Source organism: Deinococcus hopiensis KR-140 (genome assembly GCF_900176165.1).
GTDB classification, from domain to species: Bacteria; Deinococcota; Deinococci; order Deinococcales; family Deinococcaceae; genus Deinococcus; species Deinococcus hopiensis.
In genome coordinates this window covers 1,702,167-1,716,892 of record NZ_FWWU01000009.1, presented here as the reverse complement: position 1 = coordinate 1,716,892, position 14,726 = coordinate 1,702,167, and the positions used below count along the sequence as shown (strand labels likewise).

Here is a 14,726-nt window from a genome sequence, read left to right as displayed (position 1 = left end):
TTACACCTTCTCCGTGGTGGCCTTGCCCAGCAGGCCAGCGGGCTTGAGGAACAGAATCAGAATCAGTGCCAGGAACGCGCCGATGTCCTTGTACTCGGCCTTGACTGCACTCAGCCAGTGCAGACCCGGCAGCGAACCGAAGAGGCTGATCACGCCCAGGAGCGTCTCCAGCCAGCCCAGCACCAGGCCGCCCAGCACGGCGCCCGGAATGTTGCCGATGCCCCCCAGAACGGCGGCGGTAAAGGCCTTGAGGCCGGGAACGGTGCCGCTGTAGGCGTTCAGCGCTTGGTATTTCATGGCGAACATGACGCCACCCAGGCCGCCCAGCGCGCCACCGATCAAGAAGGTCAGGCTGATGATGCGGTTCGAGTCGATGCCCATTAGGCCTGAGGTCTGACGGTCATGGGCTACCGCACGAATGGCGCGGCCCAGCTGTGTGCGGTTGACCAGCAGATTCAGGCCGACGAGCATCAGCGCCGCCACCACGATCAGGATGATGTCCTTGACCTGCAGGTTGAGTGCACTCAGGTCCACCCCCGCCACCTTGGTGATGGACTGGGCAAACTCGGTGGGCAGCGGCACGCTAAGGTCAAACTGCCCGCGCAACCCCACCAGAAAACGCAGGAGGTCCTGCAAGATCAGCGAAACGCCGATGGCGGTGATCAGCGGCACCAGGCGCTGTGCCCCGCGCAGGGGTCTATAGGCCAGCCGCTCGATAAGGACGTTCAGCGCTCCCGAGACCACCATGGCGGCCAGACAGGCGAGCAGCAGCTTGATGTAGCCGTTCGTGCCCGAGTTCTTGAGGGCGTCGAACACCAGGTAGGCGACGATGCCGCCCGTGATGAAGACCTCGCTGTGCGCGAAGTTGATGAGTTGCAGCACTCCGTACACCATGGTGTACCCGAGCGCCACGATGGCGTACAGCACGCCGAGGCTGAGGCCCCCGACAAGCACCTGAAGGAGAATCGTTCCGACGGTTTGAAGATCCATGTCTCACCCTGACCTGACGATGCGGAAAGCGGGAAAGGCCTGACCGGAGAAGGGGGAGCGAAGCGGTCGCCCGCGCGCTCCCCCAACCCGCTTTCCGAAAAAAGATTGACTCAGCGCTTGACGTTGACGGTGCCCGCCGTGCTGCGTGCGCCGTTCTTGACGGCGATCACGTACATCTTGGCCGTGGTGCGGTCGCCGTTCTTGTCGAACTTGACCTGGCCGGTCAGCAGGTTGTTGTACGTGCCGGTGCGCACGGCCGTCTCCACCTGAACGCGGCTGGGAACCTTGTTGCCGGCCGCCTTGGCGGCATTCATGATGCCCTGCAGCAGCACCTTGGCCGAGTCGTAGCTCATCACGCCGAAGCCCTGGATGTCGCTCTTGAAGGTCTTCTGGTAGCTGGCCGCCGTGATCTTGGCGGTCGGCACCGCGTCCACGGGGGGCGCGACGGTGGTGAAGTAGATGTTGTTGGCTCCCGTGCCCGCGAGCTTGGTCAGGTCGTCGCTGTCGTAGCCGTCGCCGCCGATGATGGGCGTCTGGATGCCCTTGTCGCGCAGCTGCTTGGCAAAGGGGCCCACCTGGCCGTACAGCGCGCCGAAGTAGATCGCGTCGGGGCGCAGCGCCTGGACCTTGGTGATGATGGCCGTGAAGTCGCGCTCCTCGGCGGCCACACCCTCGCTCTGCACGATGTTGGCGCCCTTGGCCTTCATCGCCTTCTCGGCCTGATCGGCCAGACCCTGACCGTAGGGGGTCTTGTCGTTCAGGACATAGACCTTCTTGGCCTTGAGGTTGGTCATCACGAAGTCGCCGCCGGCCGGGCCCTGGGCGTCGTCACGGGCACAGATCCGGTTCATGTTCTTCAGGCCGCGGTCCGTGACTTTCTCATTGGTGTTCGCGGGGCTGACCATGGGCACGTGGCTGGGCGCAAGGACCGCGCTGGCGGGAATCGCCACGCCGCTGTTCAGGGTGCCCACCACGCCCAGGATGCTCTTGTCGGCGGCCACGCGCCGAGCGGCAGCGGTGCCGGTGGCGGGATCGGCCTGGTCGTCATACGCCACAAGCTGCAGGGTCATACCCATCTTGGCGAAGTCGGCCTTCATCTCGTTCACGGCGAGCTGCGCGCCGTTCTTGATCTGCAGGCCGAGGTTGCTGCTGCTGCCCGACAGGGGGCTGATGGTGGCGATCTTCACGACGGTGGCCGCGTTGGCGCTGCCCAGGGCAAGGGCGGTCAGCAGGGAAAGGCTCAGGGCGGTTTTCTTCATGCGTCCTCCGAAGGGGTGTTGCGCGGGATTCTAAGCGCTTGTACTAGGTGCGCCAATTCTAGTCATGTCTATAAAGAGAAGTCAATGTGCTTCACATCCTCAGCAAAACAAGAGGAAGCGCTTCCAGAAGGAAAATCCTAAAAAAGAATGCCAAATTGCCAGCAGATGAGCAATTTTGTTTTCTTGTGTGGATCAAGTCTGCTGTGGGCGGACAGGGCCCCTTCGCGCGGGTTTTGCAGGGGCCTGTCACCAGAACGCTGCGCCTGCGCTCAGCGGCCAAGGGGAACCAAGCGGGAGGAGGCAGAGGTAAGAAGTCGGAGACGCTGCCTATACTACTTCACCCACGGCACAACAGCGGGGCCCAGTCCGCCCCGGGCCAGTGGCATCTCACGTCCAGAATGTGCTGAAGGCCGTCTTATCCGGGCCAGGCGATCAGGCCTCCCAGCAACCGCGCAGACGGCCGCTCAGATCAGGTCCAGATAGCGTTCGAGTTCCCAGGCGTGGACGGTGGCCGAATACTCGGCCCACTCGGCGCGCTTGGCGGCGACGAAGTGATCCAGCACGTGATCGCCCAGTGCCCGTGCGATCACCGCGTCCTTTTCCAGTTCGCTCACGGCCTCGCGCAGGTCCGTGGGCAGTTCCCGGATGCGGTGGTGGCGCTTCTCGCGCACAGTCATGCGGAAGATGTTGCGGCCGATGGCGGGGGGCGGTTCCAGCCGCTCCTCAATGCCGCTCAGCCCAGCTGCCAGCATTGCGGCAAGCGCCAGGTAAGGGTTGCAGCTCGGGTCCGGCATCCGCACCTCGGCGCGGGTGGAGGCTCCGCGCTTGGCCGGAATGCGGATCAGCGCCGAGCGGTTGGTGGTGCTCCACGCCACATTGACCGGGGCCTCGAAACCCGGAACGAGGCGCTTGTAGCTGTTGACCAGGGGGTTGGTGATGGCCGCCATGCCCTCGGCATGCTCCAGCAGCCCGGCGATAAAGTAGCGCGCCGTGTCTGATAGCCCGTATTCGCCTTCGGGTTGCGCAAAGGCGTTCTCGCCATTTCGGAAGAGGCTGAGGTGGCAGTGCATTCCCGAGCCGCTGACGCCGGCGATGGGCTTGGGCAGGAAGCTGGCCAGCAGGCCGTATTCCAGTGCCACCCGCTTGACCACGAACTTGAAGGTGGCGATGCGGTCGGCGGCCTCAAGCGCGGGCGCGTAGCGGAAGTCGATCTCGTGCTGGCCGGGCGCGACTTCGTGGTGGGCCGCCTCGATCTCAAAGCCCATCCCAACAAGCTTGTGCGCGATCTCGCGCCGGATGCGCTCGCCCTTGTCGATGGGCGCGAGGTCGAAATAGCCGGCCTTGTCGTGGGTGATGGGCACGCCGCGTCCGCTCGCGTCCCGCTCGAACAGGAAGAACTCAGGCTCGGTGCCCACGTACATTTCGAAGCCGAGTCCCGCCGCACGCTCGACCTGCCGCTGCAGCACGCGGCGGGGGTCCCCCTCGAAGGGCGTGCCGTCGGGCAGCGTCACGTCGCAGATCAGGCGCGCCACCCGCCCTCGCTCGCCGTCCCCAGCCGAGAAGGGCGGGTAGATCAGGAAGGTCGATAAGTCCGGCGTGAGGAGCATGTCGCTCTCCTCGACGCGGGTAAATCCTTCCACCGCGCTGCCGTCGAAGGTCACGTCGCCGCGCAGGGCTTTTTCGAACTGCGACCGGGGCACTTCCACATTCTTGGTCGTGCCGAGAATGTCGGTGAACTGCAGCCGCAGGAACGACACGTCCTCGGCGCTGAGGGTGTTCAGCAGCGTTTGCGGGGTATGGATGTGGGGGGGCGTGCCAGTTGGAGTGGGCGTCATGATGGGTAGTGGAGCCTCCGTGCTGCCCCGACCGTAGCGAGCCTGGGGGGGGCAGCGCAAGGGGAGACGTACCATTGCCGCACAGCCCCCACTGCCTGTTGCACTTAAGCTAGACAAATTGCAGAAATAGCATTCTGCCCTCCGGTTAGGGCGGGTTGGATGTGCAACTTGTTCATTCAGCGTTGACCACCCTTCCGCTGCCCGCCTATACTTCTCGGGAACGCGCCCCAGCACGTCAAGAACGTTTCCGAGCTGGACAGCACGGAGGGAGAGACCCAGATGAACCACGATTTCGATGTGATTTCCGCTGCCCGCAACTGGCGGGTCGACAAGGCCCAGAGCGCCACGCCCACCGAAGTCGTGGGTGAGCTCTTTGCCAGCGACGTGCTGACGCTCGATCAGCTCAAAAGCCGCCTGAGCAAGCCCACCTACCGCCGCCTGCACGCCACCCTGGAGCGCGGCGAGCGCCTGGACCCCGCCATCGCCGACGCCGTGGCCCTCGCCATGAAGACCTGGGCGATGGAAAAGGGAGCCACCCACTACACCCACTGGTTTCAGCCCCTGACCGGCTATACCGCTGAGAAGCACGACTCGTTCCTGTCGCCCGCCGGTGACGGGGCCATCGCGTCGTTCAGCGGCGGTGAATTGATCCAGGCCGAGCCCGACGCCTCCTCTTTCCCCTCGGGCGGACTGCGCGCCACCTTCGAGGCCCGCGGTTACACCGCCTGGGACCCCTCCAGCCCGGCGTTTATCATGCGCCACACCAACGGCTCGACCCTGTGCATCCCCACCGCCTTCGCGTCGTGGACGGGCGAGGCGCTCGACAACAAGACGCCCCTGCTGCGCTCTACCGAGGCGCTGAACAAGGCCGTGACCCCCGCGCTGCACCTTTTTGGCGCGTCGGAAGGCGCCCGCGTCAGCAGCACCCTGGGGGCCGAGCAGGAGTACTTCCTGATCGCCGAGGAGTACTACTACCGCCGCCCCGACCTCGTGATGAGCGGCCGCACCCTCTTCGGCGCGCAGCCCCCGCGCGGCCAGGAGCTCGAAGACCACTACTTCGGCGCGATCCCGGACCGCGTGCTGAGCTTTATGACAGACGCCGAGCTGCAGCTGTACGCCCTGGGCGTGCCCGTCAAGACCCGCCACAACGAGGTGGCTCCCGGGCAGTTCGAGATCGCGCCCATCTTCGAGAGCAGCAACGTGGCGGCCGACCACCAGCAGCTCATCATGCAGGTGCTGCAAAACACCGCCCGCAAATACGGCCTGGTGGCGCTGCTGCACGAGAAGCCCTTCGCGGGCGTGAACGGCTCGGGCAAGCACTGCAACTGGAGCATGTCCACCGATGCGGGTGAGAACCTGCTGGAACCTGGCGACACCCCGCACGAGAACCTCCAGTTCCTGTTTTTCTGTTCGGCCGTCATCAAGGCCGTGGACGAGCACCAGGACCTGCTGCGCGTTTCGGTCGCCTCGGCGAGCAACGACCACCGTCTGGGTGCCAACGAGGCTCCGCCCGCCATCATCTCCATCTTTCTGGGCAGCGAGCTGACCGACATCCTCGACCGGGTAGAGAGCGGTGAGGGCGGGCGCGGCGTGGAAGCCGGGCTGCTGGGCCTGGGCACGAACGTCCTGCCGCCCCTGCCCCGCCATGCTGGGGACCGCAACCGCACCAGCCCCTTCGCCTTTACCGGCAACAAGTTTGAGTTCCGCGCGGTGGGTTCTTCCCAGAGCATTTCCTTTCCCATCACCGTGCTGAACACCATCGTGGCAGACGCGGTGCAGGGGCTTACCGCCGAGCTCAAGGCCAGGCTCGACAGCGGCGCAGAACTCGCGGCGGCGGTGGGCGAGCTGGTGCGCGAGACGTACAGCAAGCACAAGCGCATCGTGTTCAACGGCGACGGCTACTCGGACGAGTGGCACGAGGAAGCCGAGCACGCGCGCGGCCTGCTGAACCTGCGAACCAGCATCGACGCCTTCCCGCAACTCACCTCGGCCAAGAACGCCGAGCTGTTCGGGCGTTTTGGGGTGCTGTCGGAGCGCGAACTCGCGGCCCGGCAGGAGGTGCTGTACGATCAGTACTTCAAGACGGTGAACATCGAGGGCGAGACGACCGAGTACGTCGCCCGCACCATGATCCTGCCTGCTGCCGTCGCGTACCTGGCCGAGCTGCATCAAGCCGGAGGCAGCCGCGCCGTGCAGGCCACCACCGGGGAGATCGAGGTTGCGGCGGACGCGCTGTACGACGCCCTCCAGGCCCTGGGAACCCAGAATGCGGCGCTGGGCGGTGAGGAAGTCCACGAGAAGGCCCACCACGTGGCCGCTCAGGTGCTGCCCGCCATGACGGCCGTGCGCCAGGCCGCCGACCGGCTGGAAAAGGTGGTGGCCGAGCGCCACTGGCCGCTGCCGACCTACCGCCAGATGCTGTTCGTGAAATAGCTTTTGGCGATCAGAAAGAGGGCCGCTCCTGTGGGCGGCTCTTTTTCATGTCCTGAACTTTCGGTGTGGCTTGGGTGACGCTGGTAGACTGAAGGGGTGCTGAGGCTGCTGCGAAAATCGCCTGTGGACGCTGCCGAGTTGGACGACGGCCTGGCCGAGTTGGGGCTGGACGGTTCGCAGCATCTGATCGTTCACGCCAGCCTCCGGGCGTTCGGGCATCTGGAAGGTGGAGCGCGGGCAGTGGTGGACGGCCTGACGGGGCGGGCAGCGACGGTGGCGGCTCCAGCCTTTACGTACAACACGCTGCTGAGGCACGCGACCTCGCCGGTTCACGCCCACTTCCACCGCGATCTGCGGGTCAGCCGCGACATTGGGCGGGTGCCGCAGGAACTGGTGGAGCGCCGCGACGCCCTGCGCAGCTTTCACCCTACCCTGAGCTTCGTGGCCCTCGGTACCGAGGCGCGGCGCGTCACCGAGGCCCAGACCCTCGCCAGCCCGTACCAACCCATAGGCGCGCTGTACGACCTGAACGGCTTCGCCCTCCTTATGGGCGTGGACTTCGGCAGCAACACGACCGTTCATTTCGGAGAGCATGTGGCGGGGATGCCGCTGCTCACGCGCTACGTACCGCTGGGTGACGGCGTCGCGCCCACGGCCTTTCCCAACTGTTCGGCGGATTTCGATCGACTGGAACCGCACGTGCGGGGCCGGAGCGTGCGGGTGGGCAACGCGGAGCTGCGCCTTTACCGGGTTCGCGACCTGGTGGACGCCACTGTGCGCTTGCTGACCCAGGACCCCGAAGCGCTGCTGTGCACGTATCCCAGTTGCCGCTGCCGCGAGGTGCGTCAGATGGTCCGCCAGGGTGGACTCAGGCCGCGGCTGGAAGCGCTGACGGCCCGCTGAAGACGGCCAGCTCGGCCCGGGCGCTGCGACTTGCACTACCCTGGCCGCATGACCCGCGCCCTGTACCACGAACTCCCCACCCGGTTGACCTTCACCGCCACCGTCACGGACGTGCAGGGGGAAAGGGTGGCCCTGGACGCCACCGCCTTCTACCCTGAGGGCGGCGGGCAGAACGCGGATGTGGGCCTGCTGCGCTGGGTGGGCAAAGAGGCGCGCGTTGCGGACACCCGGAAGGACAAGGCGAGCGGCGTGATCTGGCACACCCTGGAGGGCGGCGTGCCCGCCGTAGGACGCGAGGTGACGGGTGAGGTAGACCCAGGAACGAGGTGGCGCAATTCGGCCCGTCACAGCGGTGAACACCTGCTTGCCCAGGCGTTTTACCGGATCAACCCGGCCTTTCGCGTCGTGGCCGTCAGCATGCGCCATGCCGAAAGCACCATCGATCTGGAGGGCAACCCAGGTGAGGCGGACGTTCGGGCGGCCGAAACCTTGCTGCGCGAGACCCTGGGACGCACGGACCTGACGCTGGAGACCCCCACGGTGCCTGAGGAGGACCTGCACCGCTACCCCCTGCGCCGCGACGCCAAGGTGGGTGGGCAGGTGCGGCTGGTGATCTTCCGGGAGGCGGACGGCACCCCCTTCGACGTGAGTGCCTGCGGCGGGACCCATATGCCCCACGCCAGCCGCGCGGCTCCCGTGGTGGTGGTGCGAACAGAACGCATTCGCAGCGGCCTGACACGCGTGGTCTTCGTGGCGGGCGAGGAGGCGTCTGGGTTCCTGGGCGGCGTGTACCGTGACGCCCGAACGCTCGCTCAGGGCTTCAGCACCTCGGTAGGAGCGTTGCCGGGGCGGGTGGAGACGCTGGTGCAGGAGCGCAACACGCTGAAGGAGGAAGTGACGGCCTTACGCGCCGGGCTTGCAAGGCTACAGGTGGCGGCGTCTCCTGTGGAGGACGTGGTTGGCGTCTCCCTCCGCTGCGTGACCCTGGACGATGCGGCGCTGCTTTCGGGAACCCTGGAGAACGTCCCCGTGGGCGAGGTCCGCGCCGTCCTGGTTCCCGGCGGGCGCTGCGGCGTGGCGAGCGGACACCCGGAAGTCCCCGCTGGAGCGCTCCTGTCGGCGTCCCTGAAGGCCACGGGTGGCAAGGGCGGCGGACGCCCGGAACTGGCGCAGGGGACCACGGGGCAGCCGCAAGCGTTTCTGGCCGCTGTTCGCGGTGCCCTTGAGGCGTTGCGGCAAGGGCAGGTGAGCTGAAGCCGGGGGTTACAGCCCGAACACCCCGCGCTGCCCCGGCTGCACGAGGTCCACATACTCGCGGTGCTCGCGGATGTATCCGGCGACGAACTGACACATGGGCACCACCTGCACGCCCTGGGCACGGGCGTCGTCGAGCGCCGCACGCACAAGCCGCGAGCCGAGCCCCTGGCCCTCGTGGCCTTCCTCGACCTCCGTGTGGGTGAACATCAGGGCTGGACCCGCCGGGCGGTACTCGGCAAAGCCCACCACTCGCCCGCCCATCCGGAGCTCGTAGCGGCGCTCCTGCCCATTGTTGGTCACTTGAAGGTCGCTCTGTTGCGCGTCGGTCATGCCTCAGCGTACAACCCCGCTCTGACCTCGCCCGCCCACCTGTTTCTTAAGGGAGTCGCCGCCAGCGCGACCGCCTGCCGCCACACGTCGGCCCGCGTGACCAGGCCGCCCGTCAACACGCCCACGCTCCCCAGCCCACGCTTCACGTCCCGCAGGCCCAGCACGTCGTCCATGATGGGCCCGAGTTCCTCTCCTGCCACCAGGCGGGCCACAACAGCCGGGGGCAGGCGCAGGTCCGCCGTGCGCGAGACTTCAACCTCCACATTTCCGCCCAGGTTGCAGGCCACTGCCACCATCCCGAACAGCCGCCCCTCGCCCGCCTCCAGCTCCACGCCGCCTTCCAGCCCCACGCCCCAGGCTGACGTTCCTGCAAGCGAGGCGAGCGCCGACCGCGCCCGGTTGACCGCGCCCTCACGCGTCTGCGCCTGACCGATGGGCTGATCGGGTACACCGCTGGGGACAGCCACACCTTCCACCTCCGCTCCCGACCACCACGTCCGGAACACGTCGCGCACGGGCTGCAGCTTCGCTGGGTTGAGGCTCCCCACGCGCACCATCACGCCGCTCACCCGGTCCAGCTCCCCAGCACGCGGCGCAGGAGGGCCACCTGCCCCCAGTGGTAGGCGCTGTGGGCAGCCAGGTCCGTCAGCACGTCGCGCGCCCGGGCCGAGGGATTGTCCGCCAGTGCCTGCGCCTCGGACAGTCCCAGCCGCAGGTCAGTCAGGTGCGCCTCGAAGCTTGCTCCGTCCGGCACCTCCGGCCACACGTCCAGGTCCTCGGGCCAGGTGTGCGTCCGCCCAGCGGCCAGGTCCAGGCTCGCGCGCTGGGTCACGGCGAGGTGCGCGAGTAGCGCGGCCAGGGTGTAGGGGGCGCCGGAAGCGCTTTGCCCCGCGGTTTCAAAGGTCAGGTCACTCAGCAGGAGGTCCGGGGCGGTAAAAGTCGCGCCGCCGCCCAAGGCCGATTGCAGGATGTTCATTTCCGCAGTATTCACTGTCGGACGAGGAGAAGAACGCAAAGGGAGCCTCAAGACTGCGTTGCGGCCCCGTAAAGCTGCCCGGTCCACTCTCTTCATAGGGCTGGGCCAGACTGCGGTGGACAGAAGGAAAACGTCAGAGGAGAGGCCCATGTTGACGTCCAGACCCACCCCCATCGAGATTCTGCTCGTGGAGGACAGCGAACCCGACATCATGCTGACCGAGGAGGCCTTTGCGAGTGCGGGCGTCGCCAACCGCCTCCACGTGGCGCGGGACGGTGTGGAAGCGCTGGAGTTTCTGAGACGTGAGGGCGAGCGCCAGACTGCGCCCCGCCCGGACGTGATCCTGCTCGACATCAACATGCCGCGCATGAACGGGCTGGAGGTTCTGGCAGAGATCAAGCGCGATCCCCACCTGATGACCATTCCCGTCATCATCCTCACCACCAGCCAGGCCGAGGAGGACGTGCTGCGCTCGTACCAGGCCCACGCCGCGAGCTATATGGTCAAGCCCATCGACTTCGAGCACTTTTTTCAGGCGATTCAGGCGCTGGGTCGGTACATGCTGAGTGTGGTGCGGTTGCCACCGCAGGCCTGAGGGGAGAGGGCGCTGTTGGCCCTTTGCCTTGAGATTGTGGGTGCGCTGGAGTTTCCGGCAGTCCTGGGTTTTTCGCGCTGTGCTCTCGGCACGCTGCTATACGGGATGCAGCCCGGCGAACTCCAGCCCCGTGGTCTCCGGCCAGCCGTGGGCAATGTTCAGGCTTTGCAGGGCGTGGCCCGCCGTGCCCTTCACGAGGTTGTCGATGGCGCTCATGAGGACCACGCGCCCCGTGTCCACGTCCATCTCGAAGCCGAGGTCACAGTAGTTGGTCCCGTCGAGCAACATGGGGTCCGGGTAGCGGTGGACGCCGCGCGCCACCTTCACGATGCGGATAAAGGGTTCCTGGCCGTAGACCTCGCGGTAGGCGCTCCACACGTCGCGGTCGCTGTAGCCGTCGGGAATCCAGGCCTGCACGGTGGTCAGGATGCCGCGCACCCGGGGCGTACTGATGGCCGTCAGGTGCAGCGGAAAGCGTCCCGGCAACTCCTGCTGCGCCTCGGCCGTGTGGCGGTGGCCGACGGGCTTGTATACCCGCAGGCTTCCGGCGCGCTCGGGGTGGTGGCTGCTCTCGGACGCGCTCGCGCCCGCCGCGCTGCTGCCCACCAGACCGGTGGCGATGATGTCTTTCGGCAGCAGCACGCCCAGCTTGAGCAGCGGGTACAGCGCCAGAATGACGCTGGTGGCAAAGCAGCCCGCGCAGGCGATGCGGGTGGCGCCCCGGAGTTCCTCGCGGTGCAACTCGGGGTTCCCGTATACCCATTGACCCAGCCGGTCCGGGGTGGGGTGGTCCTCTCCGTACACGGAGCGGTAGACCTCGGCGTCCTTGAGGCGAAAGTCCGCCGACAGGTCCACAATCACGCGCGCCTTGCCCTCGAACTCCGATAGGCGCTTGGCCGCGCTGCCGTGCGGCAGGGCCAGCACGAGAATGTCGGCCTCCTCCAGATCGGCGGCCTTGCGAAACTTGAGGTTCGTGCGCCCGCGCAGGTTGGGGTGGACGAGCGACACAGGCTGTCCCGCGCTGCGCTCGCTCGTCACCTGCGTGACGTTGAGGTGCGGGTGTCCCAGCGCCAGCCGCAGGAACTCGCCCCCAGCATAGCCCGAGCCGCCCACAATGGCGACGCGGAGGGGCAGCGAAGAGGAGGATTCAAAGCCAGACATGGCTTTAGTACATCACATATAAAAAGAAAAATCCAGAAGAAGCTGGCGCATGTAAAGACTTGAGAGGAGGTACTTCGTCGCCCGCGCCTCAAGCTGGCCTCCAGCGTGGGCACCGAGGGCTGAAGCGTCAAGACTAAAGGTTGCCTATGGCCTTCCAGAGAAGGTTCTACAACGTTGGCGGGGCACGATGGGATTCTGGCGAGCCGACGAGAGCGGCGTGACCGAGAGGGGAGGCAAGAACATGGACGTGGACGCGAAGCAGGTGGCGCGGGGGCTGGGATGGTTCAGCCTGGGGCTGGGGGCCCTGGAACTGGCCGCGCCAGGCAAGTTGACCGAGTTTCTGGGCGTGCGGCAGGAACGGACCGTGGTGCGGGCCTATGGGCTGCGCGAGGTGCTGGCGGGCATGGGGCTGCTGATGCAGCCGACGCGCCTGGGCACCTGGATGTGGTCCCGCGTGGCGGGCGACGTGCTGGACCTGGCGACGCTGGGCATGGCCAAGCCCGGCGAGCCGAACGGGCGCAAGCGGACTGCCGACACGCTCGCCTTTCTGACCGCCACCACCGTGCTCGACGTGCTTGTGGCGCGGGCGCTGACGATGGAGAAGGTGGAGCCACCTACCCTCGCCGGGCGCCTTCTCGGGAAGGGGAAACGCAAATGACCGGGATGGAAATGACGGCCAATCAATCGGGCGGCCCCGAGCTCAGCCCCCAGAACTCCAGCCCCGTGGAGCGCCTGCTGTTCGGCGGCGCGGGCCTGGGTCTGATCCTGCTCAGTCTGCGTTCGCGCGGCTCTGCAGGCGCCCTGCTCGGTACAGGCGGCGCGCTGCTCCTCGCAGGCGCGGCGATGGGCCGGGGCGTGGGCGACGCGGCGCTGGCGATCAAGCGAACGCCAGACGACCACATTGCGGTGCAAAAGGCCATCACAATCGGCGTTTCTGCCGAAGACCTGTACACCTTCTGGCGCAACTTCGAGAACCTGCCGCGCTTTATGGACCATCTGGAATCGGTCAAGGTGCAAGACGGGAGCGGCCAGCGCTCGCACTGGGTGGCGAAAGCCCCCCTGGGACGGACGGCGGAATGGGACGCCGAGATTACCGAGGACCGCCCCGGCGGCCTGATCGCGTGGCGCTCGCTGAAGGGCTCTCAGATTTCCACGGAGGGACAGGTGGAGTTCCGGTCCGCGCCTGGGGAGCGGGGCACCGAGGTCCACGTCTCGCTGACCTACCGTCCGCCTGGCGGCACCCTGGGGGCAAGTGTGGCGCGGTTGCTGGGCGAGGAACCTGCGGTGCAGATCGGCGAAGATCTGCGGCGGCTCAAGCGACTGCTGGAGGTGGGACTTGTTCCCACGACGGAAGGACAGTCCAGCGCCCGCAAAGGCGCAGTGACGAAGGCGGAGGCCAAGATGTACGACAACCGGAGGACGTCGTGAAGGCGCTTGTGTGGCAGGGCATTAACCGCGTGGCGGTGGAGCAGGTGCCCGATCCTCAGATTCTGCAGCCCACCGATGCCATCGTGCGCGTGACCAAGACCGCCATCTGCGGCTCGGACCTGCACCTGCTCGACGGCTACGTGCCCTCCATGGTCCACGGCGACATTCTGGGTCACGAGTTCATGGGCGAGGTGGTGGAGGTTGGCCATGAGGTCCGGCGCGTCAAGGTGGGGGACCGGGTGATCGTGCCCTTTCCCATTGCCTGCGGCAAATGCTGGTACTGCCAGCACAACATGACCTCGCTGTGCGACAACTCCAACCCCAACCCCAAGCTGGCCGAGACGATGTGGGGCCACGCTCCGGCAGGCATCTACGGCTACTCGCACATCACGGGCGGGTACGCGGGCGGGCAGGCGCAGTTCGCGCGCACGGTGTACGCCGATGCCAACCTCTACAAAGTGCCCGAGGGCCTCACCGACGAGCAGGTGCTGTTCCTGACTGACATTCTCCCCACCGGCTACATGGCCGCAGAGCACTGCAACATCCAGGGCGGTGATGTGGTAGCGGTGTTTGGGGCAGGGCCAGTCGGACTCTTCGGCATTGCCAGCGCCTTCCTGCTGGGCGCGGGGCGCGTGATCGCCATTGACCGCTTCCCAGAACGTCTGGAGATGGCCCGTTCCTACGGAGCGGAAACCATCGACTATGAGAAAGAAGAGGTCTTCGAGCGCCTGAAGGAGATGACGGGTGGGCGCGGCCCCGACTCCGTGATGGACGCCGTGGGCCTTGAATCACACGGCACGGGCCTGGGCGGGATCGCGGACGCGGTGAAGCAGACCACCCGCGTGCTGGAAAGCGAGCGTCCTCACGCCCTGCGGGCCGCGATCATGGCCTGCCGCAAGGGCGGGACCGTGAGCGTGCCCGGCGTCTACGGTGGTCTGGCCGACAAGATTCCCGTCGGGGCATTTATGAACAAGGGCCTGACCCTGAAGACGGGGCAGACCCACGTTCACCGCTACCTCGATATCCTGACCAATCACATCGTGAAGGGCGACGTGGACCCCACGCGCATCATCACCCACCGCCTGACGCTCGACGACGCGCCGCACGCCTACCAGATCTTCAAGCACAAGCACGAGGGCTGCATCAAGTGCGTGCTGGACCCCTGGGCCGATCCCAAAGACCATGAGCCCGTGAAGGTGCCGCAGGCGTCGGACTGAACGCACCCCTCACCCCGGCGCTTCGCAGCACCCCCCTCTCCTGGCGGGAGAGGGGTCTTTCCTTTGCTGAACGGCTGACCGCTCCCCTACCAAAAGGGCCGCAGCGCCGCCAAATTCATCCGTGGGGTGTAGGGGCGCCCGCCCACCACGGCGGGCAGGCTGAGGCTCACTTTGGCATGCTGACAACGGAAATCCCCGTGTTTTTCCGTGGAGGTCGAGGCTGAGGACGGGCAAACACCTTTTGGGAGGTGGTTGTACACGGAAGGGACAGCGCGGCGGGTACAAGTACCTCCTGTCTCCAGCGAGAGCTCAGGCTGCCTTTCCCAAATCCACCGAGGTGAA

At 66.5% G+C, this 14,726-nt stretch carries 14 protein-coding genes; 7 read left to right on the top strand and 7 right to left on the bottom strand.

Going from position 1 to position 14,726, the window contains the following annotated elements; translation table 11 throughout:
• From B9A95_RS21890 to glnA, 3 genes are all read right to left on the bottom strand, one after another.
• Nucleotides 1-990, bottom strand: coding sequence for a branched-chain amino acid ABC transporter permease (locus B9A95_RS21890; protein ID WP_084049207.1), 990 nt, complete (start codon nt 988-990; stop codon nt 1-3).
• A gap of 110 nt (nt 991-1,100) precedes the next feature.
• A complete protein-coding gene (locus B9A95_RS21885; RefSeq protein WP_084049206.1) occupies nt 1,101-2,249 on the bottom strand; it encodes a branched-chain amino acid ABC transporter substrate-binding protein in 1,149 nt (382 codons plus the stop codon).
• A gap of 464 nt (nt 2,250-2,713) precedes the next feature.
• Nucleotides 2,714-4,084 (bottom strand): type I glutamate--ammonia ligase, encoded by a 1,371-nt coding sequence (gene glnA, locus B9A95_RS21880; protein WP_084049205.1) that lies wholly within the window; start codon nt 4,082-4,084, stop codon nt 2,714-2,716.
• Nucleotides 4,085-4,363: 279 nt separating this feature from the next.
• Between glnA and B9A95_RS21875 the strand changes: the two genes are divergently transcribed.
• The 3 genes from B9A95_RS21875 to B9A95_RS21865 all read left to right on the top strand — a co-directional run bounded on the left by B9A95_RS21875 (nt 4,364) and on the right by B9A95_RS21865 (nt 8,674).
• A complete protein-coding gene (locus B9A95_RS21875) occupies nt 4,364-6,517 on the top strand; it encodes a glutamine synthetase III family protein (protein WP_084049204.1) in 2,154 nt (717 codons plus the stop codon).
• Between the two features lie 96 nt (nt 6,518-6,613).
• Nucleotides 6,614-7,420, top strand: coding sequence for an AAC(3) family N-acetyltransferase (locus tag B9A95_RS21870; RefSeq protein ID WP_084049203.1), 807 nt, complete (start codon nt 6,614-6,616; stop codon nt 7,418-7,420).
• A gap of 48 nt (nt 7,421-7,468) precedes the next feature.
• Nucleotides 7,469-8,674: an alanyl-tRNA editing protein gene (locus B9A95_RS21865; protein ID WP_084050901.1), complete on the top strand. Its 1,206-nt coding sequence runs from the start codon at nt 7,469-7,471 to the stop codon at nt 8,672-8,674.
• 9 nt (nt 8,675-8,683) lie between these two features.
• Here the strand turns inward: B9A95_RS21865 and B9A95_RS21860 are convergent, their stop codons facing one another.
• The 3 genes from B9A95_RS21860 to B9A95_RS21850 are packed head-to-tail and all read right to left on the bottom strand — an operon-like array spanning nt 8,684 to nt 9,983.
• Nucleotides 8,684-9,007 (bottom strand): GNAT family N-acetyltransferase, encoded by a 324-nt coding sequence (locus B9A95_RS21860; RefSeq protein ID WP_084049202.1) that lies wholly within the window; start codon nt 9,005-9,007, stop codon nt 8,684-8,686.
• Entirely contained in the window at nt 9,004-9,576 is a 573-nt protein-coding gene (gene yjjX, locus B9A95_RS21855; protein WP_245808433.1) for an inosine/xanthosine triphosphatase, read from the bottom strand. The genes B9A95_RS21860 and yjjX overlap by 4 nt, the downstream gene beginning before the upstream one ends.
• On the bottom strand, nt 9,573-9,983 hold the full coding sequence (locus B9A95_RS21850; RefSeq protein ID WP_084050899.1) for a damage-inducible protein DinB: 411 nt from the start codon (nt 9,981-9,983) through the stop codon (nt 9,573-9,575). The genes yjjX and B9A95_RS21850 overlap by 4 nt, the downstream gene beginning before the upstream one ends.
• A gap of 148 nt (nt 9,984-10,131) precedes the next feature.
• Here B9A95_RS21850 and B9A95_RS21845 point away from each other — a divergent pair, with 148 nt between their 5' ends.
• Entirely contained in the window at nt 10,132-10,578 is a 447-nt protein-coding gene (locus B9A95_RS21845) for a response regulator (protein WP_084049201.1), read from the top strand.
• A gap of 96 nt (nt 10,579-10,674) precedes the next feature.
• Here the strand turns inward: B9A95_RS21845 and argC are convergent, their stop codons facing one another.
• Nucleotides 10,675-11,739 (bottom strand): N-acetyl-gamma-glutamyl-phosphate reductase, encoded by a 1,065-nt coding sequence (argC, locus tag B9A95_RS21840; RefSeq protein WP_139806923.1) that lies wholly within the window; start codon nt 11,737-11,739, stop codon nt 10,675-10,677.
• Nucleotides 11,740-11,956: 217 nt separating this feature from the next.
• Here argC and B9A95_RS21835 point away from each other — a divergent pair, with 217 nt between their 5' ends.
• From B9A95_RS21835 to B9A95_RS21825, 3 genes are read left to right on the top strand one after another with little or no spacing between them, the layout of a single operon-like run.
• Nucleotides 11,957-12,397, top strand: coding sequence for a hypothetical protein (locus B9A95_RS21835; RefSeq protein WP_245808432.1), 441 nt, complete (start codon nt 11,957-11,959; stop codon nt 12,395-12,397).
• Complete coding sequence (locus tag B9A95_RS21830) at nt 12,394-13,167, top strand: SRPBCC family protein (RefSeq protein WP_084049200.1); 774 nt, start codon at nt 12,394-12,396, stop codon at nt 13,165-13,167. Before B9A95_RS21835 ends, B9A95_RS21830 begins: the two co-directional genes overlap by 4 nt.
• Entirely contained in the window at nt 13,164-14,384 is a 1,221-nt protein-coding gene (locus tag B9A95_RS21825; RefSeq protein WP_084049199.1) for a zinc-dependent alcohol dehydrogenase, read from the top strand. Before B9A95_RS21830 ends, B9A95_RS21825 begins: the two co-directional genes overlap by 4 nt.
• Nucleotides 14,385-14,726 lie beyond the last annotated feature (342 nt).